Here is a 19,764-nt window from a genome sequence, read left to right as displayed (position 1 = left end):
GCGATCAGACCTTCTTGACCCGTACCTGGCTGAACAGCCCATGCGGTCGAAAGATCAGAACTGCCAGCAACAGCGCATAAGGCGCGATCTGACTGTACCCGGCTGCAATATAGCGGCTGGCAAAGGGCTCAATCACGCCGACGATTAGCCCGCCGGCCAATGCGCCGGGCAGGCTGCCAAACCCGCCGATCACAGCTGCTGCAAATGCCTTGATCCCCAGAAGCCCAGTTGTGGGATCGACCGAGCCTTTGGCCGCGAACAAAATTCCGGCAATCCCGGCGACAACTCCGGCCAATGCCCAGATTAAGCCCTGAACCCGCTTAACCGGTATCCCCATGTAATATGCCGCCAACTGGTTTTGAGACGCACCTTGCATGGCAAGCCCCAGCTTGGTCTTGCTGAAGAACACATAAAGACCCCAGGTCAGTAGGACGGTGACAACAATCACGGCCACGTCCTCCATCCCCAGCACAAGACCACCGAACCGGATCTCCTTACCAGCCAATGGGTTCTGCAGCGTTTGCGGCTCGTGCCCCCAGATCAGACCAGCTGCAAACCTGATCACAAAGCCCAAGGCGATGGTTAGGATCACCACGGCAGTCTGACTTTCGCCAAAGACGCGGCGGATGATCAGCCGATCGATCAGATACCCAAGTGCGCCCATAATCCCCAGTGAAATCGGTAGCGCCAGCCAGAAAGGCAGCCCCATATATTCCGTATTCGTAAGGCCAATAGTGACAAACGCACCCAGCATCATGAAATCGCCCTGCGCAAAATTCACTGCCTCGGTGGCTTTGTAAATCAGTACAAAGCCAAGGGCGATCAGGCCGTAGACACAGCCGTTCGCCAGCCCGCTGATCAGCAGCTGCGCGTTATCCAATCTCACCCTCCCTAAGCCGGTTAAGTCCGGCGCTTTGTTCTACTATGGAGTGATTATCACCTTCCCGTCACTCTTTTTCAGAGCATCCGCCAGATTTGGCAGCACTTCTCGTAGCGAAAGCCGTGCGGAAACATCTGTGCGCCAGCGCCCATCTGCAAATCGCGCCTGCACTTCGCTGACAACTCGCATTTGATCAGCCGGGGGGGTGTCCATCATCCAGCGGGTCAGCCAGAAACCCTCGATCCGTTTGCTCATGAAGATCAACTGGCCCATCTGAGTCAACTTCGGCATTTCCGTACTGAGTTTCCCATAGCAAACCCACCGCGCGCCATTGGGCATCGCGCAGAACACCTGCTCTGACAGTTGGTCGGCAACCGCGTCGAGAAAAACACGAGGTTTCAGATCTGCACTGATCGTGGCAAACCGCGTCGGCGCATCCGTATCGCTGGTCACGACCACCTCTGCCGCACCCAGGCCTTTTAACATCTCGACCGTTTCGGCGCGCCGCACCAGAGCGATCGGTTTCAACCCAAGATCCCGTCCAAGGCTGCACATCAACTTACCAAGCTGGCTGGTGGCGGCAGAGACTACAAAAGCCTCGCCCTCAGCCCGTGCGATATCCACCATCGCCATTGCGGTTAGCGGGTTTACGATCTGCGCCGCCCCGTCTTCATCCGAGATTTCGGGGCGCAAGGGGATACACATCTGGGCCTGCGTCACAACATATTCGGCCCAAGCACCAGAGCCTGCTGCCACAAAGGCCACGCGCTGATCCAGCAGTGCGTCAGCCCCGGTACCGGTGGCAACAACATCTCCGCACCCCTCGAACCCTGCTGCGGCGCCTTTGACCCGCGGCTGACCATATTCCCCTTTGATGAAATGAATATCTGACGGGTTCACCGAGGCTGTGCGCAGTTTGATCAAAACCTGTCCCGCCTTGGGCACAGGCAAAGGCAGCTCGGCCTCCGCTAACCAGTCCGAGGCATTCTCCAGCGTCGGTCCCGTGGCTGTGCCGGAATATCCGTCCTGCGTCTGAACAACGGCAAACATGGTGTCGGGCAGGGTGGTCATCGTTCGATCCTTCTTTGATGCGAGTTCAGCACGAGGCCTTCGTCGTCACAATGTAACACACTGACAAAAGGTTTTATTTTTTAAAAACAATCTCAAGAAAGCAATCAAACACGGTGAGCTATGTCAATTGGGTAATGCCGTAATGTGACGCAAATTAAGTCGCATCCCGACCGGGTGAACCAGCCCTCTTGGGGCTGGTTCTGGAATTGATCACTGCTGCGTCATCAGATTGCGCAGATCCTGTATCTTCGCGACAACCAGCTCAGGCGACGCTTTGATCTCGTCGAGGATCTTCATAACCTGTGTTTTGATGTCCTGAGACAAGGCGCTTTCCTGAACCGACGTGACGATTGCGTCATAGTCGAAATTCTGCGCGGTCAGCATGCCGTCCTGAACCCACGAGTTGAACAGTTCCTGCCCCTGACCGGCAAGCGCTGCGACCTGATCGCCAGCTGCTGAGGCTGCATCATTGGCCTGCTCGGTCAAAGATGTAGCAGCGTCGCTGGCCTGTTCCGATACCGAAGATGCAGCTTCCGAGGCCTGATCCGCAATCGAGGACGCAGCCTCGGATGCTTGTTCAGTCGCCGCCTCAACGGCATCAGCAGCGCCCTCTTGTATTGCCGAGGCTGCTTCACCAACCGCCTCTGAGGCATCTTCAGCCGCCGATTGCAACTGCTCGGCAGGGGTTGGTTCAGGTTTTGTGGCAAAATAGTAAGCGCCTCCGCCGATAACGGCGATGGCTACGATAAGTAAAAGACGCGACATTGGATGTCTCCTTCAAATGATGTGTCGCTCAGATGGGGTTAAGGTACGTTAAAGCAAAGGGGAAAACACGTGAGTTTGCAGCATATTGCGGGTTTGAGCCACACTGCGCTGATTGACACTGCAGGCAGTGGCAACATCATGCCATCCATTGCAGGAATCGCAACACAAGCAAAGAAACAGCCTTGAAGGATGAATTGATTTATGGCGGAGAGACAGGGATTCGAACCCTGGGTGGGCTTGCACCCACAACGGTTTTCGAGACCGCCCCGTTCGACCACTCCGGCACCTCTCCGCGGGGGTCTATGAGGGGGGGATTTAGTGGTGAACGGGCAGGGGTGCAAGCAGAAAATACCGGATTTTGACGATAGTGGGATTTTCCATTGCCAGAGGTAAGAAAACACCTAGGCTGATACGTATGACTTACTTTATACGCCAGTTCGCAATCAGCCTCATCCTTCCAATTTTCTCACTTGGTGTCATGGCCTCGCCATCTCAGGCCGCCAGTCAGGATCAGATTGAAGCGTTTCTGACCACGACAGGTTTTGACGTTGCCTTGGAAAGCATAGCGCAGGCCTCTGCTTCGGCCCCGCAGATGCTGGGTATCGACCCTGACGGCTTCGGATCGGATTGGGCACGTCTGACCGAAGAAGTATTTGATACCGCTTTGATGCACGAAACGGCCGTCTCGATCCTTGAACAGACGCTTAGCGAAGAGGCGCTGGTCCACGCGGTCTCGTTTTATGCCTCGGAGTTGGGGCAAAGACTGGTCGTTGCTGAAAACGCCGCTCATATGGATGACGATGATGAGGCTAAACAACTGGCCGGGCAAGAAATCGTCTCGAAGTTGATAAAAGAAGGCTCATCTCGTGTTGAAAGCCTGAAGCGCATGAACCGTGCGGTGGACGCCAGCGGAACCTCGCTGCGCGCGCTGCAAGAAATTCAGGTGCGGTTTTTACTGGCCGCAAGTGCGTCTGGCATTATCGACATGCAACTGAGCGGAGATGAACTGCGCACGATGATCCAACGCAATGAAGGTGAGTTGCGTCGATCTCTGCAACTGTCAGCTTTGGCAGGGGCGGCTTACACCTACCAGGATTTCTCGGATGAGGATGTCGACGCCTATGTTGACGCTCTGGAACAGCCTCTGATGCAGGAGGTCTATGAGCTGTTGAATGCGATCCAATATGAAATCATGGCGATGCGGTTTGAAGTATTAGCCGCTCGCATGGCCGAATTGCGCCCGGCGCAGGATATCTGATGCGAGTTTTAGCTACGGCACTCTGTTTGACGATCTGGGCGCTGCCTCTGGCCGCAAGCGAGCGTGCTGAAAGACTGATGCAGGCGATGCATATTTTGGATTTTATGAAAATTCTTAGTGAAGAAGGCGTGGCGCAAGGGCATGCAATCAACGAGTCGATGCTGGGCAGCTCAGGAGGAGCCTATTTTTTGGCGCAAGTTGAGGATTTGTACGATCCGACCACGATGCACCAACAACTTTCGCTGTCGGTTGGCGAGATGATGTCCGATGTGCAGCTAGAACAAGCTTCGATCTTTTTTGAAAGCGAACTGGGGCAAAGCATCGTTTCTCTGGAAAACTCGGCGCGCCGGGCCATTGCAGATGACGCGATCGAACAGATGGCACGCAGCGCTTACGAACAGGCTGATCGCGAGGGCATGTTTTTTCGTCTTGTAGATGAATATGTGCAGGTCAACGACCTGATCGAGAAAAATGTGCAAGGCACCATCAGCGCCGATTATAGTTTTTACCAAGGACTTGCCTCCGGGCAAAGTGCCCTGTTCGACGATGCATCCGTGTTGCAGGAACTGCTATCTCAGCATGAGAACACCAGGGAGGAGACAACTGAATGGATGTACTCGTTCCTTTTATTGGCCTATCAGCCGTTGAACGAGTCTCAGATGCGAGAGAACATCGCCTTTTCCCGCACCGATGCGGGTCGGGCCTTGAATTCCGCCTTGTTCATGGGTTTTGATGAGATGCTAAACGGCATCTCTTACCAGCTTGGGCAATCCGTTGCGCAAGCCATGAAAGCGTCGGATCTCTGAGCCGCAGATTTTCGGATCTCAAAGCTGCGGATTTTTGGTTGACTTTCTTCATGAATGCTTCGATAAGCGCGCATCCCGGCCGGCTTTCCGCGCCGGGTATCGTTATTCTTTGACCTGATGGCATGTGCCAAAGGTCATTCACACAGCCCGAAAAGGGCGCGCTGTTCGAGGTGGCGAAAGCCGGAAACTCCCAATCGGGGACCACAGAACGCGGTTAGAAAAAGGAAAGACGCATGTTTGCGGTCCTCAAGACTGGCGGCAAGCAGTACAAGGTTCAGGCGGGCGATGTGCTCCGTGTTGAAAAGCTGGCTGCCGACGCAGGTGAAAAAGTTCAATTCAACGATGTTCTGATGCTGGGCGGCGACGCACCGGTTGTTGGTGCACCTTTCGTTGAAGGCGCAGGCGTACAGGCCGAAGTGATCGAACAGATCAAAGGTGACAAGGTCATCAAGTTCGTCAAGCGCCGTCGTAAGCACAGCTCGAAGCGTACTGTTGGTCACCGTCAGAAACTGACTCTGGTCAAAATCACCGACATCCTGTCGTCGGGCGCTGACAAGTCGGGCATCAAAGCTGCAACCGGTTCGGCACCGGCTGGCGAAGCTGCACCGGTAGCGAAAAAGCCTGCCAAGAAAGCTGAAGCCAAAGCAGAGGCACCCGCCGCAGCTGCTGCCGCTGACGATCTGACAGCTCTTAATGGTGTCGGCCCTGCCGCTGCCAAAAAGCTGGTTGAAGCCGGTATCGAAAGCTTTGCCGCTCTGGCCGCCTTGTCGGACGAGCAGATTGCTGCTATCGACACCATCAAAGTGAAACCCGAATGGGTTGAGCAAGCCAAAGAGCTGGCTCAGGGCTAAGGAGAGAGAGAATGGCACATAAGAAAGCTGGCGGTTCCTCCCGTAACGGTCGCGACTCAGCGGGTCGCCGCCTTGGCGTGAAACTGTATGGTGGCCAGGCCGCCATCGCAGGCAACATCATCGTGCGTCAGCGCGGCACCAAGTTCTGGCCGGGCGAAGGCGTAGGCATGGGCAAAGACCATACCATCTTTGCAACTGTCGATGGCGCCGTGAAGTTCCATAAGGGACTTAAAAACCGCACCTTTATTTCGGTCCTGCCAGTGGCGGAGGCCGCAGAGTAAGCCGAAACCCAGAAGGTTTAAGAAAAATTCATGGGGGACCGGCACAAAGTGCCGGTCCCTTTTTCGTTTTAACGCAGTCGTGATCACCAGAACCGATGACAGTCGCAACCACCAGTTTCCTGATTTTTGCCGCTTCGCAGGTCGGCACGCCGGGACCGGCCAATATGGTCCTGCTGGGAACAGGTGCGCGTTTTGGCTTTCGGTCGGCACTGCCCTTTGTGGGCGGGGTCATTCTGGGCAAACAGCTGATCATCTGGCCGGTTGGTTTTGGCCTGATGCAAGTGGCCGATCAGGCGCCGTTGGTGTTCGAGACACTCAAATATGCTTCTGCTGCATATATTTGCTGGCTCGCGTGGAAAATTGCCAATCTGCGGCTTTCCCGAGGTCAATCGGATAAGCAAGTGCCCGGTTTTCTGGCGGGGTTAATAGTGCATCCTCTTAACCCTAAAGCTTGGGCAATGATTATCGCAGGCTTCACCGGGTTTGTGGCAACAGGAACACCCAGTTTTGAGGCGACCCTCACGATCGCTCTCTGTTTGTTAATCTGCCAGATCGTATTGCACCCGATCTGGACATTTGCCGGAGATCGGATCGCCCATGCGGTTGAAGGTCGGCCTGCGGAAAAATATCTGATGTGGACGTTAGCCAGTTTGACAGTTGCGTCCGTACTTTTTGTGTTGTTCGGAGGAGGAACGCACTCATGAAAATTGAGGCAATAATAAATCAGCCGGTCATTGAAACCGAGCGGTTCGACCTTCGCCCTCTGCGTCGGTCGGATTTGGGTCTCATTGAGCACTATGCAGGCGATGAGCGTGTGGCGCGCATGACGACATCGATCCCGCATCCATTGCCGCCCGGCTCGATTGAGGCGTTTGTGATGCGCGCGATGGCCGAAGACCGGGACGAGGATGTCTGGGCAATGGATGCCACAAAGGATGGTGGCCCGGAGCTGATCGGACTGATTTCATTGACCCGGCTGGATCGCAACCAGTCCGAGGTCGGCTATTGGGTCGCCCCGGTGTATTGGAACACCGGCATTGCATCGCTGGCCGTTGAAACGCTGGTCAACGCCAATCCGCTGGAAAACGCGACCATGTTCGCCAGCGTGTTCCAGGACAACCCGGCCTCGGCCCGGGTTCTGACCCATTGCGGGTTCCAGTATCTTGGCGATGCGGAAACCTATTCGGTGGCGCGCGATGCGAATGTGCCCACCTGGACCTATACAAAGAAACTCTGACTTGTGGCCGATGGGGCCTTTGCAGTAGGGGACAGCTATGAAATTTCTCGATCTTGCAAAGGTCTACATCCGGTCCGGGGCCGGAGGTGGCGGCTGCGTCAGCTTTAGACGTGAAAAGTACATCGAATACGGCGGACCCGATGGTGGGGACGGCGGTAAGGGTGGGTCTGTTTGGGCCGAGGTTGTGGACGGGCTGAACACCCTGATCGACTTTCGCTATCAACAGCATTTCTTCGCCAAGAACGGCCAACCCGGTCGCGGTCAGCAACGCACCGGTAAGGATGGTGACGACATCATCCTGCCCGTTCCCGTCGGAACCGAGATTCTGGACGAAGACGAAGAGACCGTGATTTGTGACCTGACCGAGGTTGGACAGCGGTTTTTGCTGGCAAAAGGCGGCAACGGCGGCTTTGGCAACCTGCATTTCAAATCCGCGACCAATCAGGCCCCGCGCCGCGCCAATCCGGGGCAGGCGGGGATCGACCGTACCATCTGGCTGCGGCTGAAGCTGATTGCGGATGTGGGTCTTTTGGGCATGCCCAACGCCGGGAAATCAACTTTCTTGGCTGCCACATCCAATGCACGGCCCAAAATCGCCGACTATCCCTTTACTACGCTGCACCCCAATCTGGGCGTTGTCGGTGTCGATAACGTGGAGTTCGTCGTTGCCGACATTCCAGGCCTGATCGAAGGCGCGCATGAGGGGCGTGGAATCGGTGACCGGTTTCTTGGCCACGTAGAACGCTGCGCGGTACTGTTGCATCTGGTCGACGGCACCTCGGAAACTGTGGTCGAAGACTATCGCACAATCATCACCGAGCTTGAGGCCTATGGCGGAGAGCTGGCGGATAAGCCGCGTATCACCGTATTGAACAAGATCGACGCTCTGGACGATGAGGAACGCGAACTGATTAAGGCCGAACTGGAAGAAGCCGTTCGCGGCCCGGTCATGACCATGTCAGGCGTTGCGCATTTGGGCGTGACCGAGGTGCTGCGGTCCTTGCGAGCTCAGATCGATGAAAGCCGCCTGCGCCAGAAACCCGCCGAGGAGGCCACGCCTTGGCAACCCTGACCCATGCCCGCCGCCTGGTGGTCAAGATCGGATCGGCCTTGTTGGTCGACCGGGATACGGGATTGCTCAGGTCGGATTGGCTGAAATCGCTGGCGCAGGACGTGGCTTGGCTGAAAGGGCAGGGGACAGCTGTTGTTCTGGTCTCGTCCGGGTCAATCGCGTTGGGTCGAGGTGTACTTGGCCTGCCGATGCAGAATCTGCCGCTGGAACAGTCACAGGCCGCTGCGGCGGTTGGACAAATCCGGCTTGCCCGTGCGTATGAAGAAGCGTTGACGCCGCATGAGATCAAAACCGCTCAGGTGTTGGTCACGTTGGAAGACAGCGCGGATCGGCGGCGTTATCTGAATTCCCGTGCAACGCTGGAAACGCTGCTGAGCCTGGGTGTTGTTCCGATTGTCAACGAAAACGATACAGTCGCCACGGATGAGATCCGGTATGGCGACAATGACCGGCTGGCAGCGCAAATCGCCGTGACCATCGGCGCGGATCAGTTGATCCTGCTTTCAGATGTCGACGGGTTCTATTCGGGCAATCCCAACGAGGACACGACAGCCACCCGATATGACGTGATCAAACAGATCACGCCCGAGATCGAGGCCATGGCAGGTGACGCGGGATCGGGGCTGTCAAAGGGCGGCATGAAGACCAAGCTGTTGGCTGCCAAGATGGCAACCGCAGCTGGCTGCGATATGGCGATAACTGAAGGATCACCCCTGAACCCGCTGAAAACGCTTGAAAATGGAGCGAGCTGCACTTGGTTCACGGCCACGCTCGATCCGCATGCAGCCCGGAAACGCTGGATTTCGGCGATGAAACCGCGCGGAGAGATCGTGATCGATGACGGTGCGGCAAGGGCGCTTTCCAATGGCAAAAGCCTGTTGCCCGCTGGCATTGTCGAGGTCACGGGTGATTTCGGTCGCGGCGATCCCGTCGCTGTTCTGGATGCGCAGGCGCGGAGGCTGGCACAGGGGCTAAGTCGCTATACCGCGCAAGAGGCGGATGCGATCAAAGGACGTAAATCGTCTGAAATCGAGGCGACGCTAGGCTATCCAGGCCGCGCGGCCCTGATCCACCGGGACGATCTGGCGCTGTAAGGGCGTGATTTGATAAACTGAGACCGAAAGGCGCATGAGATGAAGGATTTCGACAACATTCCCGCAATGATGGCCGACCTTGGTGCGCGCGCCAAAGCAGCCTCGCAAGAGCTTGCCTTTGCCACCGCCGAACGCAAGCACGCCGCGCTGATCGCAGCCGCAGACGCCGTTTGGCACAAACGTGCCGGCATTATCGAAGCGAACAAGAAGGATTTGGAGTTCGGGCGAGAAAAGGGTTTGAGCCCCGCGATGATGGACCGCCTGATGCTGGATGAAGCACGCGTTCAGGGCATGGTTGACGGGCTGCGCACCGTTGCCGATCAGACTGATCCTGTGGGTGAGGTGTTGGCCGAATGGGACATGGCCTCGGGCCTCAACATTCAGCGTGTGCGCACGCCTTTGGGTGTAATCGGCGTGATTTATGAAAGCCGCCCCAACGTGACGGCGGATGCGGGTGCATTGTGCCTGAAATCCGGGAACGCCGTGATCTTGCGCGGCGGGTCTGAGAGCTTTCATTCGTCAACCGCGATCCATGCCTGTCTGGTTGAGGGGCTAGCAGCTGCTAGCTTGCCCGAAGACGCCATTCAACTGGTGCCGACTCGCGACCGGGCTGCGGTGCAAGAGCTTTTGACCATGACTGATTATGTCGACGTCATCGTTCCCCGAGGTGGCAAAGGATTGGTGGGTCTTGTGCAACGCGAGGCGCGCGTGCCCGTCTTTGCGCATCTCGAAGGCATCGTTCATATTTATGTTGATAAAGCCGCCGATCCACAGAAGACGCTGGATGTTGTGTTGAACGCCAAAACCCGGCGCACCGGTATCTGTGGCGCGGCAGAATGCTTGCTGATCCATCAAGACGTTGCAGAAACACTGGGCCGTGATCTAATCGCTGCTCTTCAAGCTGCGGGTGTTGAAGTGCATGCCGAAGGCATTTTGGCCAATGAAAACACCATTCCTGCGTCGGATGATGACTGGGGCAAAGAGTACCTAGATAGTATCATCGCTGCACGGCCCGTAGCAGATATCGACGCCGCGATTGCGCATATCCGGCAGTTTGGCTCAAGCCACACCGATAGTATCATGACCGAGGATTCCGCGGCCGCCGAGCACTTCTTCGAACGGCTCGACAGCGCTATCCTGATGCATAATGCCTCGACGCAATTCGCGGATGGCGGTGAGTTTGGCATGGGTGCTGAGATTGGTATCGCCACCGGCAAGATGCACGCGCGCGGTCCCGTCGGTGCCGCTCAGTTGACCAGTTTTAAGTATCTGGTGCGCGGAAACGGGACCACGCGGCACTAAAACCGCAGTGTCACCTGGGTTGCGGTCGTTTCTGCCGTGATCCTGCGACCCATCGTCGAGGCTGTGTCCGGCAGCAGGGCAAATTGAACCTGCGCCGGGCTTAGTTTTTCGGTAAATCGCCCCGAGCCAATCCCTTTCCATAGTCCCGTATTGAGGTTCAGCTTGTCAGCAACGCCAGTCACCGTCCATGCGTCGCCCTGAGTTTCGATTTCCACTTCGCCGCCGAAGGGCATCGCATTTTCACAGCACATCACAGCCAGAAACGCGAGTTTAACCTGATTGCGCGGGACAGGTTCGGTCAGGTTCCAACTGATCCGCAGACGCCCGGCCTTTTCCACATCTTTAAGAAGCTCGACCACTTCGGTGCGACCCAATGGCTGATCGCTTGCTGATCCAAAGGCAACGCGGAAAAACCGGATGCGGGCGCCTGCACTGCCAACGCTGCCCGAAATCAGCTCCATTTCAGGGCCCTGGACTGCGCCAACCATCTCCAACAGCTCAAGCCCGTTGGTAATTGCCCCAATGGGGCTGATCAGATCATGACAGATCCGAGAGCCGATCAATTCAGCCAGGTTGACGTCTGACGCGCCCATGCGTACCTCCTGCTGCATCTGCCTTGGACCCGGAGGCCCGATATGACAGATCTGAATGCCATTCTTGCACCGGGCATGTATGTCCGCCACCCCGATTTCCCCGATTGGGGCGTTGGACAAGTGCAGTCCAATATCGGAGGCAAGATCACCGTTAACTTTCGCGAGCAGGGGAAAGTGGTGATCGACGGGACACGCATAGCCCTGATGCCGGTCTTTGATCCGTGAAACTGGTTTAGGAAAGGTTAACAACTCGGGCAAAACGCGGGCTTGTTGCCTTTGGCCGAGCAATCGCGTTATCAGCGCGCAACAGCGATCGATGGAATTTTCTTGATGCCCGACGAAGGCCCCTCATTCACTGTCAAATTGGCCAATACCGAGGTTGAACTGCGGGCGGCCCAACGTCTGCGCTATGACGTGTTTGTTCAGGAATTGGGCGGTGGCGGCGAGATGGTGGACCATGAGGCGGGGCTCGAGAAGGATCGGTTCGATCCATACTTCGATCATATGCTCGCCATCGACGATTCATCTGGAGAGGTGATCGGCGTCTATCGACTGCTTCCTGGTGAGCGAGCTGCCGAACTGGGGCAATTCTACTCCGAGGATGAATACGATCTCACCGTCCTGAAACAAAGCGGGCGCAAGCTGTTGGAGCTTGGACGCTCGTGCGTGCATCCGGATTATCGTGGTGGCACGGCGATGTATCATCTGTGGAATGGTCTAGCTGCATACGTCACCGAGCGTGATATTGAGGTCTTGTTCGGGGTCGCGAGTTTCCACGGAACCGACGTGAGCAAATTGGCGCAGCCGCTGTCGATGCTGCATCACAACCACCTTGCCCCGCTGGATTTGCGGGTTCGGGCCCAGCCAGATGTGTTTCAATCAATGGACCTTTTGGCACCCGACGCGCTGGATCGGCGCGCGGCGATGGTTCAAGTGCCGTCTCTCATCAAGGCCTACCTTCGCCTCGGTGGATTCGTGGGCGAGGGGGCATTTATCGATCATGCCTTCAACACAACCGATGTGTGTCTGATCCTTGACACAGCCCGCATGAATGAGCGTCAGCGGCGTATTTATGGTGGAGCATAACCCTGTGAGCGACCCATCGTGGCAAAGTGAAGACGCTCCTGATCCAATTGAGCTTGGTTTCTTAGGTTGGGTCCTGGTGATACTTCGCGGTCTGCCGCTGGCCCTTCTGGTTTTTGGGGGGCTGTTCGTCTTATTGGCCATACGTCTCATCGAACGACCGCTTTATGGCGTTCAACGGCCGGTGACACCGTTCATTTCTCAGTTCGTTTGTCGCAATGCATTTCGAATTCTCGGGATCAGATTTCGCACCTCTGGCGCGCTCATGCAGGAACGCGGCGCTGTGGTTGCAAACCATACGTCGTGGTTGGATATCTTTGCGCTGAATGCCCGTAAGCGCGTGTATTTCGTATCGAAAGCCGAAGTTGCAAAATGGCCCGGCATCGGCTGGCTGGCACGCGCGACGGGTACGGTCTTTATCGAACGTGATCGCAAGAAAGCCCGCGAGCAGACCCGGATTTTCGAGGAACGTCTGAAAGCCGGGCACAAGCTGTTGTTCTTTCCTGAAGGCACTTCGACCGACGGACAGCGAGTTTTACCCTTCAAAACAACACTCTTTGCCGCGTTCTTCACTGAAGAGCTGCGGGAATTCATGTATGTTCAACCGGTTTCGGTCATCTTTCACGCTCCCCAAGGTCAGCCCGATAGGTTTTATGGCTGGTGGGGCGACATGGATTTCGGACCGCATTTGCTTAAGACTTTGGGGGCACGTCGACAAGGCACCGTGGAATTGATCTACCACGCGCCAGCTAAGGTTAGCGACTTTGAAAACCGCAAAGCTCTGGCAGCCCATTGCGAAGACGCGGTACGTCATGCGCATTCACTGGCGCGGCTTGAAAAATAGGGGCATTTGGCCCTTGCGCTGATGCTAAACCTGCCGTATACGCGCGCCATTCAAACCCGCAGGCGGGGTTTGGGCTTTTTGAGGGAGACATCCTTATCTGGCCCGCCGGTTGGAGCATCCGCTTCTTTCACCCCCGCCGAGGCGTAAACCGGAAAAGGAAAGTAAAGCATGGCTCTTCCCGAGTTCACCATGCGTCAGCTGCTAGAAGCTGGCGTTCACTTTGGTCACCAGACTCAGCGTTGGAATCCCCGCATGGGCCCGTTCATCTACGGCTCGCGCAATGGCATCCACATCATGGACCTGACTCAGACCGTTCCGATGCTGGATCAGGCTCTGCAGGCTGTTCGTGACACCGTCGCAAAAGGTGGCCGCGTTCTGTTCGTAGGCACCAAGCGTCAGGCAGCTCAGCCGATCGCAGATGCCGCTGAAAAGTCGGCTCAGTACTACATGAACCACCGCTGGCTGGGCGGCACGCTGACCAACTGGAAAACCGTTTCCCAGTCGATCAACCGTCTGAACCAGATCGACGAAGCCATGGAGTCGGGTGCCGAAGGCCTGACCAAGAAAGAGCGTCTGGGCATGGAACGTGACCAGGCCAAGCTGCAGGCTTCACTGGGCGGTATCCGCGAGATGGGTGGCGTTCCTGATCTGCTGTTCGTCATCGACGTCAAGAAAGAAGCACTGGCTATCGCCGAAGCCAACAAGCTGGGTATCCCGGTTGTGGCTGTTGTCGACACCAACTGCTCGCCCGATGGCGTTGACTACATCATCCCCGGCAACGACGACGCAGCGCGCGCAATCGCTCTGTATTGCGATCTGGCCGCACGTGCAGCTCTGGACGGCATGACCGCTCAGATGGGTGCTGCTGGCGTTGACCTGGGTGCATTCGAAGAAGCTCCGGTTGAAGAAGTCGTAGCCGAAGAAGCACCCGCTGAAGAAGCCGCGCCGGAAGTCAAAGCCGAAGCGTAAGCTGCCCGTCACGTAAATGACATATGGGGCAGGGTAGACCTGCCCCAATTCCGTTTGAATTGAGGAGAGCCAAAAGATGGCAATCACAGCAGCAATGGTAAAAGAACTGCGCGACTCGACCGGCGCAGGCATGATGGACGCAAAAAAAGCGCTGACCGAAACCGGCGGCAACATGGACGAAGCCGTTGACTGGCTGCGCACCAAAGGCCTGGCCAAGGCGGCCAAGAAATCGGGCCGTACTGCAGCGGAAGGTCTGGTTGCTGTTCACGTCAACGGCGGCAACGGTGTTGCAGTCGAAGTGAACTCGGAAACCGACTTCGTTGCGAAAAACAGCGAATTCCAAGAGATGGTCGGCAAGATCACCTACGCAGCCGAAGGTGTTGATGACGTCGACGCGCTGCTGGCTGCCGATCTGGGCGGCAAGTCTGTTGCAGATACCCTGACCGACAAGATCGCCACCATTGGTGAAAACATGTCGGTCCGCCGTATGTCGAAACTGTCGGGCGATACCGTCGTGTCCTACGTTCACAACGCGGCGACAACCGGCATGGGCAAAATCGGCGTTCTGGTTGCTCTGTCCGGCGGCGATGAAGCCTTCGGCAAGCAGGTTGCAATGCACATTGCAGCGGTGAACCCGGCGGCTCTGTCCGAGGCGGACATGGATCCGGAAGTTGTCGAGAAAGAGAAGCAGGTCCAGATGGACATCGCTCGCGAATCCGGCAAGCCGGAGCAGGTGATCGAAAAGATGATCGTCGGTCGCATGAAGAAATTCGTCGCCGAAGCGACCCTGCTGAACCAGGACTTCGTTGTGAATCCTGATCTGACCGTCGAAGCGGCTGCCAAAGAAGCAGGTGCTACCATCACCGGTTTTGTCCGCATGGAAGTAGGCGAGGGCATCGTGGTCGAAAAAGAAGACTTCGCTGCCGAAGTTGCAAAGGCAGCCCAAGGCTAAAATCTTTTGCAGCTTCGGTTGGAGGCTGCAACAAATACCGAGCCCGGTTGCATAGCGCAGCCGGGTTTTTTTCATGTCAAAAGCCTGTGAACCAATGCTTGCGAAGATTAGTGAATTGAGGGGCCCTGCATGATGGGGATGGAAGGGCCCCTCAATAATCCCGACAAAGAGACGTGGACGAATAGACGCCTCGGTGTCAGAGCGATCAGAGAGCTTTGGTATTACAAAGATCCGATCAAAACGTTCCCTGGCTAAAGCCACCACTCACGGAACAATATCAATTTGCAATTTTATCGGGAGATTCGGAAAGTCATGTATTCCTTACCCTAGGTCAATTTGATGCTAATTAGCATCAAAATAGGGTCATGCTTCCATCACAAACATCTGATTCTGCAACGCGGCCTTCAACACGGCCTGTGCCGTTGTTTCAACCGAAAGCGCCTCACGCGCGAGTCTCAGATGTTTTTCCACCGTTGCCGAAGTCAAACCCATCAATAGCGCGATGTCTTGCGTGGTCTTTCCGTCGCCGACCCATTGCAAAGCTTCGCGCTGGCGTTTGGTCAGCGCGCGGTTCGGGGCATGATATGGCAAGGTCAGGATTTTGAGATGGGCAACATTGTTCATCAGAAGGATGTCGTCGCCGTGCTCGTTCCAGACCTCGTCCATCTCCTCCTGGCTGTGATTACGTGCCGCAAGCGAAATCGCCCCTTTGGAACGCATCGACACCGAGTTGAAGCTGACCGTATAACCTACTGTAATATCGCGCGACTTATTGAACTCAAAAACCCGAAGCTCTTCGTTCGACATGACCCCGCTGGACATCATGTCCTGTATCATGCTCCAACTTGCAGCGCCTTCGTTGTTCAGCGCCCATTTCAGCATGGGGGCGTGAAAATACAGGCCAGATTGAAGGAACCCTTCCAAGTAATCCGAGCAGTGATTGGTCAGGATTACAAAGTCTTCTGGATCGCCAAGCGAAGTCGCCGTTCGGTATTGCGTATACCCATACAACAACCGGTCGAAGCCATACTTTTCCATCTGGCGGCAATGTGCATCCCAAAGCTCTTCCAGAGTTTTCGTGTAGCTCAGAAAATTCAGATACTCTTTGAGGGTCATCCTGTGTCCCTCTCAGCCAGATGCGCGGCAATCGCGTTCAGTGCAAGAACATAGCTTTGCGCGCCAAAACCACAGATCTGTCCAATCGCGACTGGTGCGATATGTGATTTGTGACGAAACGCCTCGCGCGCGTGGATGTTAGATAAATGAACTTCGACCACGGGTACTTCGGCCGAAGATATCGCATCCATCAGCGCAATCGATGTATGCGTGAATGCGCCTGCATTCAGCACGATACCATCCTGAGCGCCGCGTGCCGCGTGGATCGCATCAATTAGCGCGCCTTCGTGATTGGATTGGAGATGGGTTATGTTTTGACCCAGCGTTTCACCATGCGCAACGCACAGGTCCTCGATCATCTGCAACGTCGTTGCGCCGTAGACCTCGGGTTGCCGTGTACCAAGCAAATTCAGGTTCGGACCATTCAGAACCAGGATATTGTGCATATTCAAACTGTCCCCATCTTCCTTTTTTCATAAACATGAATTTAAAGGTCGTCCAGCGACCTTCGCTCTTATGGGTAGAGCTTCATTGACGCATGCAGGTTGCTGGATCGGCTCAATCCCATCCTCTATTCAATTATCTTCCATCGTGACCACAACTTTACCGAGAGCCTCGCGCCGTTCGAGCATGCCAATTGCCTTTGCCGCCTGGGTTAGCGGAAATCGTGCACTGATACGGGGTGAAATCTCTCCCGAACCATATAGGCGGAACAACTCGGCCAGGTTCTGTGTGTGCCCTTTCGGGTCGCGAAATACGGACGCACCCCAGAACACCCCGACGATCTGACAGCCCTTGAGCAAAGTCAGGTTCAGCGGAATGCTGGGGATGCCGGCAGGAAAGCCAACAACCAGATAGCGCCCGCCCCATGCCATACTTCGCAAGGCGGGCTCAGCGTAGTCTCCGCCGACCGCGTCGTAGACCACATCCACACCTTCGCCCAGGGCCAGTGCCTTTATCTCGGCGGACAGGGCCTTTTGCGCTTCGCGGTCCAGATCGCGTGGATAGATCAGCGTCTGGTCTGCGCCAATATCTCTGCAAAACAATGCTTTGTCTTCAGACGAGACCGCCGCGATCACATGTGCCCCCATCGCTTTGGCTAGCTCGATCGCCGCAGACCCAACGCCACCGGCGGCCCCCAGAACAAGTACTTTTTCGCCGGGCTTAAGTAGCGCACGGTCCTTGAGGGCGTGGTATGAAGTGCCGTAGGTGAAGACAAAGCTAGCCGCATCTTCAAACGGCATCACGTCGGGTATCTTGACGGCAGTCGCTGGTTTGAGCTTCAGATGCGTGGCGAACCCTCCGTGCCCTGTCAGCGCCAGAACCCGATCACCAGGCGCGAAGTCTGCAACGCCTTCTCCGACCGAGACAACTTCTCCGGCGATTTCACCACCTGGCGCAAAGGGGCGGGGTGGTTTTATCTGATAGAGGTCCCGGATCATCAGCGTATCAGGGAAGTTCACCCCGGCGGCGCGGATACGCATTACAATTTCATCTGACTCAGGGGTTGGATCGGGCAGGGTGGTCAGTTCCAAACTCTCGGGGCCGCCTGGTGTGACGCTGAGTAATGCCTGCATGTTTTTCAATTGCCTCTTGCTTCACCTGTTTTGAAATCGTTGGATTGTCAGCAGGTATTGTCAAGAAGACCTCACGCCAGAATCCCAGATCGCCTGAATGGAGTGCACATGACGCCCGAGACTTTGTTTTCGCTCAGTGGAAAGACGGCACTGGTAACTGGGGGTGCCACCGGTATCGGCCGAATGGCGGCCGAGGCGTTGGTACGTGCCGGGGCGCATGTGCTGATCGCTTCTCGCAAAGGCGAGGCATGCGAGGAGGTTGCAACAGAGTTGAACGCTCTGGACGCGCCAGGTTCGGCCGAAGGGTTTGCTGGCGACATCAGCAGTGAGGCGGGTGTAGATGCGCTGGTGGATGAAGTCAAAAACCGCACTCAAGCGATTGATATACTGATGAATAATGCAGGTGTGTCTTGGGGCGCGCCGATGGGGCAGTTCCCTCATTTCGCTTGGGACAAAGTCATGTCGGTTAATGTCGCAGGCGTATTTGATCTGACCCAAAAATTGCTGCCACTTCTGATGAAATCCGCAACCGACGAGGATCCTGCGCGGGTCATCAATGTAGGTTCGGTCATGGGTGAAGTTCCGATGGGTGACGGGGCCTACAGCTATTCCGCGTCCAAAGCGGCGGTTATTCACCTGTCCAAAATCATGGCTAAAGAATTGGCACCATACAGAGTCACGGTGAATGCGCTGGCCCCGGGACCATTCGTATCGCGCATGACGGCCTTTGCCACCGAAGACGAAACCAAGCGCGCGCGCGTCGGCAAAGGTGTTCCACTGGGCCGGGTTGGCCAGGCCGAGGATATCGCTGGTTGCATGTTGTTTCTATGCGGTCGCGGAGGCAGCTATGTCACTGGCGCGGTCATCCCTGTCTCCGGCGGGATAAATGTGCAGACCGGTGGCAATATCTTTGCCGATGCCCTTTAGCCGTGGGTTCATACGCAGGCTGAATATATGACACACACTGAAAACACTTTGGATATCAAGTCCGTCGACGCTTATCTAAACACGCATCTTGTTGGGTATCATGGCCCTCTTGAAGCTACAAAATTCACCGTGGGTCAGTCGAACCCAACCTATCTGCTGCGTACGCCGGCCAAATCCTATGTTCTGAGACGCAAGCCGCCGGGCATATTGCTGAAATCCGCACATGCAGTGGATCGGGAATTTCGCGTACAAGCAGCGCTGGCTGGTAGCAAAGTGCCCGTCCCGCAAGTACATCTGCTTTGTGAAGATGACAGCGTCATAGGCTCTGCCTTTTACGTGATGGAGCATCTGAAAGGGCGCACATTTGTCGACCCTGTCATGAAAGGCGAAAACAATGCGACGCGCACGGGTGTGCTGAAAGAGATGAACCGCGTACTGGCCGAACTGCACATGGTCGATATCGATGCGGTGGGTCTTTCGGATTTCGGACCTCCAGGCAACTATTTCGAGCGGCAAATTGCTCGCTGGACCAAACAATATCGCGCCTCTGAGACCGAAAAAATCGCCGAGATGGATCAGCTGATCGCCGGGCTTGAGCGCCAGATCCCCGAGGATGATAATCAAAGAACACTGGTTCATGGGGATTACCGCATCGACAATCTTATGTTCGAGGCGCATGGCACCGCCTGCATCGGAGTGCTGGATTGGGAGCTATCGACCATCGGCCATCCATATGCCGACCTGGCGGCCGTCATCATGCAGTGGCAGCTGCCCCCGGGCAAGGAGGGTCGGGGGTTGGCTGGCGTAGATCGGTTAAGCCTCGGGCTGCCGTCCGATCAGGACTTCATCACCGAGTATTGCGCGCGCCGCGGCCTAACGGGGATTGAGAATTTTGGCTTCTACCTTGCTTTTAACTTCTTTCGGATGGCCGGTATTCTGCAAGGTGTCTACAAGCGGGCCTTGGATGGAAACGCGTCAGACCCGGCACGCGCTAAGGCTTTCGGTGCCTATGTGCCGGTCTTCGCCCAAAACGGATTATCTGCGCTGCAAAAAACGTAGGCAGTATTCTCGGCGCCCTTCAACAAA

General features: G+C 56.1%; 23 protein-coding genes and 1 tRNA gene. 16 read left to right on the top strand and 8 right to left on the bottom strand.

All coding sequences use genetic code 11. The features are described 5' to 3' along the window. Nucleotides 1-4: 4 nt before the first annotated feature. The 4 genes from I5192_RS07065 to I5192_RS07050 all read right to left on the bottom strand — a co-directional run bounded on the left by I5192_RS07065 (nt 5) and on the right by I5192_RS07050 (nt 3,008). Nucleotides 5-880 carry a branched-chain amino acid ABC transporter permease gene (locus I5192_RS07065; protein ID WP_170393104.1) on the bottom strand — a complete coding sequence of 292 codons (876 nt, stop codon included), beginning with the start codon at nt 878-880 and terminating at the stop codon, nt 5-7. Between the two features lie 42 nt (nt 881-922). Then, nucleotides 923-1,951, bottom strand: coding sequence for a zinc-binding dehydrogenase (locus I5192_RS07060; protein ID WP_223118057.1), 1,029 nt, complete (start codon nt 1,949-1,951; stop codon nt 923-925). Nucleotides 1,952-2,161: 210 nt separating this feature from the next. Then, complete coding sequence (locus tag I5192_RS07055; protein WP_170393102.1) at nt 2,162-2,716, bottom strand: hypothetical protein; 555 nt, start codon at nt 2,714-2,716, stop codon at nt 2,162-2,164. Between the two features lie 202 nt (nt 2,717-2,918). Further along, a tRNA-Ser gene (locus I5192_RS07050) sits at nt 2,919-3,008 on the bottom strand. Nucleotides 3,009-3,131: 123 nt separating this feature from the next. On the opposite strand from I5192_RS07050, the gene I5192_RS07045 reads away from it, so the two are divergent. The 9 genes from I5192_RS07045 (at nt 3,132) to I5192_RS07005 (ending at nt 10,617) form a co-directional block, all read left to right on the top strand. Next, nucleotides 3,132-3,974, top strand: coding sequence for a DUF2059 domain-containing protein (locus I5192_RS07045; RefSeq protein ID WP_223118056.1), 843 nt, complete (start codon nt 3,132-3,134; stop codon nt 3,972-3,974). A 26-nt stretch (nt 3,975-4,000) separates the two neighbouring features. Next, nucleotides 4,001-4,780 carry a DUF2059 domain-containing protein gene (locus I5192_RS07040; protein ID WP_255612101.1) on the top strand — a complete coding sequence of 260 codons (780 nt, stop codon included), beginning with the start codon at nt 4,001-4,003 and terminating at the stop codon, nt 4,778-4,780. Nucleotides 4,781-5,013: 233 nt separating this feature from the next. Further along, complete coding sequence (locus I5192_RS07035) at nt 5,014-5,631, top strand: 50S ribosomal protein L21 (protein WP_170421606.1); 618 nt, start codon at nt 5,014-5,016, stop codon at nt 5,629-5,631. Nucleotides 5,632-5,642: 11 nt separating this feature from the next. Then, complete coding sequence (rpmA, locus tag I5192_RS07030) at nt 5,643-5,912, top strand: 50S ribosomal protein L27 (protein WP_010440093.1); 270 nt, start codon at nt 5,643-5,645, stop codon at nt 5,910-5,912. 95 nt (nt 5,913-6,007) lie between these two features. Next, complete coding sequence (locus I5192_RS07025) at nt 6,008-6,616, top strand: LysE family translocator (RefSeq protein ID WP_170509934.1); 609 nt, start codon at nt 6,008-6,010, stop codon at nt 6,614-6,616. Beyond that, the gene (locus tag I5192_RS07020; protein WP_170393085.1) at nt 6,613-7,149 is read left to right on the top strand and encodes a GNAT family N-acetyltransferase; all 537 of its coding nucleotides are present in this window, start codon (nt 6,613-6,615) and stop codon (nt 7,147-7,149) included. Before I5192_RS07025 ends, I5192_RS07020 begins: the two co-directional genes overlap by 4 nt. Nucleotides 7,150-7,186: 37 nt before the next feature. Continuing rightward, entirely contained in the window at nt 7,187-8,221 is a 1,035-nt protein-coding gene (gene obgE / locus I5192_RS07015) for a GTPase ObgE (RefSeq protein WP_223118054.1), read from the top strand. Next, nucleotides 8,209-9,315, top strand: a complete 1,107-nt coding sequence (gene proB, locus I5192_RS07010; protein WP_170509926.1) for a glutamate 5-kinase — start codon at nt 8,209-8,211, stop codon at nt 9,313-9,315. Before obgE ends, proB begins: the two co-directional genes overlap by 13 nt. 39 nt (nt 9,316-9,354) lie before the next feature. Next, complete coding sequence (locus tag I5192_RS07005; protein WP_170662556.1) at nt 9,355-10,617, top strand: glutamate-5-semialdehyde dehydrogenase; 1,263 nt, start codon at nt 9,355-9,357, stop codon at nt 10,615-10,617. On the opposite strand, the gene I5192_RS07000 is transcribed toward I5192_RS07005, so the two are convergent. Further along, nucleotides 10,614-11,210, bottom strand: coding sequence for a histidine phosphotransferase family protein (locus I5192_RS07000; RefSeq protein WP_170735040.1), 597 nt, complete (start codon nt 11,208-11,210; stop codon nt 10,614-10,616). The two genes, I5192_RS07005 and I5192_RS07000, sit on opposite strands and share 4 nt — an antisense overlap. Nucleotides 11,211-11,252: 42 nt before the next feature. Here I5192_RS07000 and I5192_RS06995 point away from each other — a divergent pair, with 42 nt between their 5' ends. The 5 genes from I5192_RS06995 to tsf all read left to right on the top strand — a co-directional run bounded on the left by I5192_RS06995 (nt 11,253) and on the right by tsf (nt 15,058). After that, the gene (locus I5192_RS06995; protein ID WP_010440107.1) at nt 11,253-11,435 is read left to right on the top strand and encodes a DUF3553 domain-containing protein; all 183 of its coding nucleotides are present in this window, start codon (nt 11,253-11,255) and stop codon (nt 11,433-11,435) included. 105 nt (nt 11,436-11,540) lie between these two features. Next, nucleotides 11,541-12,296 carry a GNAT family N-acetyltransferase gene (locus I5192_RS06990; protein WP_223118053.1) on the top strand — a complete coding sequence of 252 codons (756 nt, stop codon included), beginning with the start codon at nt 11,541-11,543 and terminating at the stop codon, nt 12,294-12,296. Next, nucleotides 12,262-13,137 carry a lysophospholipid acyltransferase family protein gene (locus tag I5192_RS06985; protein WP_370644427.1) on the top strand — a complete coding sequence of 292 codons (876 nt, stop codon included), beginning with the start codon at nt 12,262-12,264 and terminating at the stop codon, nt 13,135-13,137. Before I5192_RS06990 ends, I5192_RS06985 begins: the two co-directional genes overlap by 35 nt. Nucleotides 13,138-13,305: 168 nt before the next feature. Beyond that, a complete protein-coding gene (rpsB, locus tag I5192_RS06980; protein WP_170405761.1) occupies nt 13,306-14,106 on the top strand; it encodes a 30S ribosomal protein S2 in 801 nt (266 codons plus the stop codon). Nucleotides 14,107-14,182: 76 nt separating this feature from the next. Continuing rightward, nucleotides 14,183-15,058 carry a translation elongation factor Ts gene (gene tsf / locus I5192_RS06975; protein ID WP_170393077.1) on the top strand — a complete coding sequence of 292 codons (876 nt, stop codon included), beginning with the start codon at nt 14,183-14,185 and terminating at the stop codon, nt 15,056-15,058. A gap of 363 nt (nt 15,059-15,421) precedes the next feature. Here tsf and I5192_RS06970 read toward each other — a convergent pair whose 3' ends face one another. The 3 genes from I5192_RS06970 to I5192_RS06960 all read right to left on the bottom strand — a co-directional run bounded on the left by I5192_RS06970 (nt 15,422) and on the right by I5192_RS06960 (nt 17,751). Continuing rightward, nucleotides 15,422-16,174: an autoinducer binding domain-containing protein gene (locus tag I5192_RS06970; protein ID WP_170393076.1), complete on the bottom strand. Its 753-nt coding sequence runs from the start codon at nt 16,172-16,174 to the stop codon at nt 15,422-15,424. Then, on the bottom strand, nt 16,171-16,620 hold the full coding sequence (gene aroQ, locus I5192_RS06965) for a type II 3-dehydroquinate dehydratase (RefSeq protein WP_170405767.1): 450 nt from the start codon (nt 16,618-16,620) through the stop codon (nt 16,171-16,173). Before aroQ ends, I5192_RS06970 begins: the two co-directional genes overlap by 4 nt. Nucleotides 16,621-16,749: 129 nt before the next feature. After that, nucleotides 16,750-17,751: an NADPH:quinone oxidoreductase family protein gene (locus tag I5192_RS06960; RefSeq protein ID WP_223118052.1), complete on the bottom strand. Its 1,002-nt coding sequence runs from the start codon at nt 17,749-17,751 to the stop codon at nt 16,750-16,752. A gap of 108 nt (nt 17,752-17,859) precedes the next feature. Here I5192_RS06960 and I5192_RS06955 point away from each other — a divergent pair, with 108 nt between their 5' ends. Together I5192_RS06955 and I5192_RS06950 are read left to right on the top strand one after the other, a co-directional pair. Beyond that, on the top strand, nt 17,860-18,678 hold the full coding sequence (locus I5192_RS06955; RefSeq protein ID WP_170393073.1) for an SDR family NAD(P)-dependent oxidoreductase: 819 nt from the start codon (nt 17,860-17,862) through the stop codon (nt 18,676-18,678). A 27-nt stretch (nt 18,679-18,705) separates the two neighbouring features. Continuing rightward, nucleotides 18,706-19,737 (top strand): phosphotransferase family protein, encoded by a 1,032-nt coding sequence (locus tag I5192_RS06950; protein ID WP_223118051.1) that lies wholly within the window; start codon nt 18,706-18,708, stop codon nt 19,735-19,737. The last annotated feature ends 27 nt before the right edge of the window (nt 19,738-19,764 follow it).

Source organism: Ruegeria sp. SCSIO 43209, assembly GCF_019904295.1.
GTDB lineage: Bacteria > Pseudomonadota > Alphaproteobacteria > Rhodobacterales > Rhodobacteraceae > Ruegeria.
This window is presented reverse-complemented; position numbering and strand designations above follow the sequence as displayed.

What these genes read in the sequence shown, in the direction of transcription:
- I5192_RS07060 (WP_223118057.1), bottom strand. Translation starts at nt 1,951, where the DNA reads ATGACCACCCTGCCCGACACCATGTTTGCCGTTGTTCAGACGCAGGAC.
- I5192_RS07055 (WP_170393102.1), bottom strand. Translation starts at nt 2,716, where the DNA reads ATGTCGCGTCTTTTACTTATCGTAGCCATCGCCGTTATCGGCGGAGGC.
- I5192_RS07045 (WP_223118056.1), top strand. Translation starts at nt 3,132, where the DNA reads ATGACTTACTTTATACGCCAGTTCGCAATCAGCCTCATCCTTCCAATT.
- I5192_RS07035 (WP_170421606.1), top strand. Translation starts at nt 5,014, where the DNA reads ATGTTTGCGGTCCTCAAGACTGGCGGCAAGCAGTACAAGGTTCAGGCG.
- rpmA (WP_010440093.1), top strand. Translation starts at nt 5,643, where the DNA reads ATGGCACATAAGAAAGCTGGCGGTTCCTCCCGTAACGGTCGCGACTCA.
- I5192_RS07025 (WP_170509934.1), top strand. Translation starts at nt 6,008, where the DNA reads ATGACAGTCGCAACCACCAGTTTCCTGATTTTTGCCGCTTCGCAGGTC.
- I5192_RS07020 (WP_170393085.1), top strand. Translation starts at nt 6,613, where the DNA reads ATGAAAATTGAGGCAATAATAAATCAGCCGGTCATTGAAACCGAGCGG.
- obgE (WP_223118054.1), top strand. Translation starts at nt 7,187, where the DNA reads ATGAAATTTCTCGATCTTGCAAAGGTCTACATCCGGTCCGGGGCCGGA.
- I5192_RS07005 (WP_170662556.1), top strand. Translation starts at nt 9,355, where the DNA reads ATGAAGGATTTCGACAACATTCCCGCAATGATGGCCGACCTTGGTGCG.
- I5192_RS07000 (WP_170735040.1), bottom strand. Translation starts at nt 11,210, where the DNA reads ATGGGCGCGTCAGACGTCAACCTGGCTGAATTGATCGGCTCTCGGATC.
- I5192_RS06995 (WP_010440107.1), top strand. Translation starts at nt 11,253, where the DNA reads ATGACAGATCTGAATGCCATTCTTGCACCGGGCATGTATGTCCGCCAC.
- I5192_RS06990 (WP_223118053.1), top strand. Translation starts at nt 11,541, where the DNA reads ATGCCCGACGAAGGCCCCTCATTCACTGTCAAATTGGCCAATACCGAG.
- I5192_RS06985 (WP_370644427.1), top strand. Translation starts at nt 12,262, where the DNA reads ATGAGCGTCAGCGGCGTATTTATGGTGGAGCATAACCCTGTGAGCGAC.
- rpsB (WP_170405761.1), top strand. Translation starts at nt 13,306, where the DNA reads ATGGCTCTTCCCGAGTTCACCATGCGTCAGCTGCTAGAAGCTGGCGTT.
- tsf (WP_170393077.1), top strand. Translation starts at nt 14,183, where the DNA reads ATGGCAATCACAGCAGCAATGGTAAAAGAACTGCGCGACTCGACCGGC.
- I5192_RS06970 (WP_170393076.1), bottom strand. Translation starts at nt 16,174, where the DNA reads ATGACCCTCAAAGAGTATCTGAATTTTCTGAGCTACACGAAAACTCTG.
- aroQ (WP_170405767.1), bottom strand. Translation starts at nt 16,620, where the DNA reads ATGCACAATATCCTGGTTCTGAATGGTCCGAACCTGAATTTGCTTGGT.
- I5192_RS06960 (WP_223118052.1), bottom strand. Translation starts at nt 17,751, where the DNA reads ATGCAGGCATTACTCAGCGTCACACCAGGCGGCCCCGAGAGTTTGGAA.
- I5192_RS06955 (WP_170393073.1), top strand. Translation starts at nt 17,860, where the DNA reads ATGACGCCCGAGACTTTGTTTTCGCTCAGTGGAAAGACGGCACTGGTA.
- I5192_RS06950 (WP_223118051.1), top strand. Translation starts at nt 18,706, where the DNA reads ATGACACACACTGAAAACACTTTGGATATCAAGTCCGTCGACGCTTAT.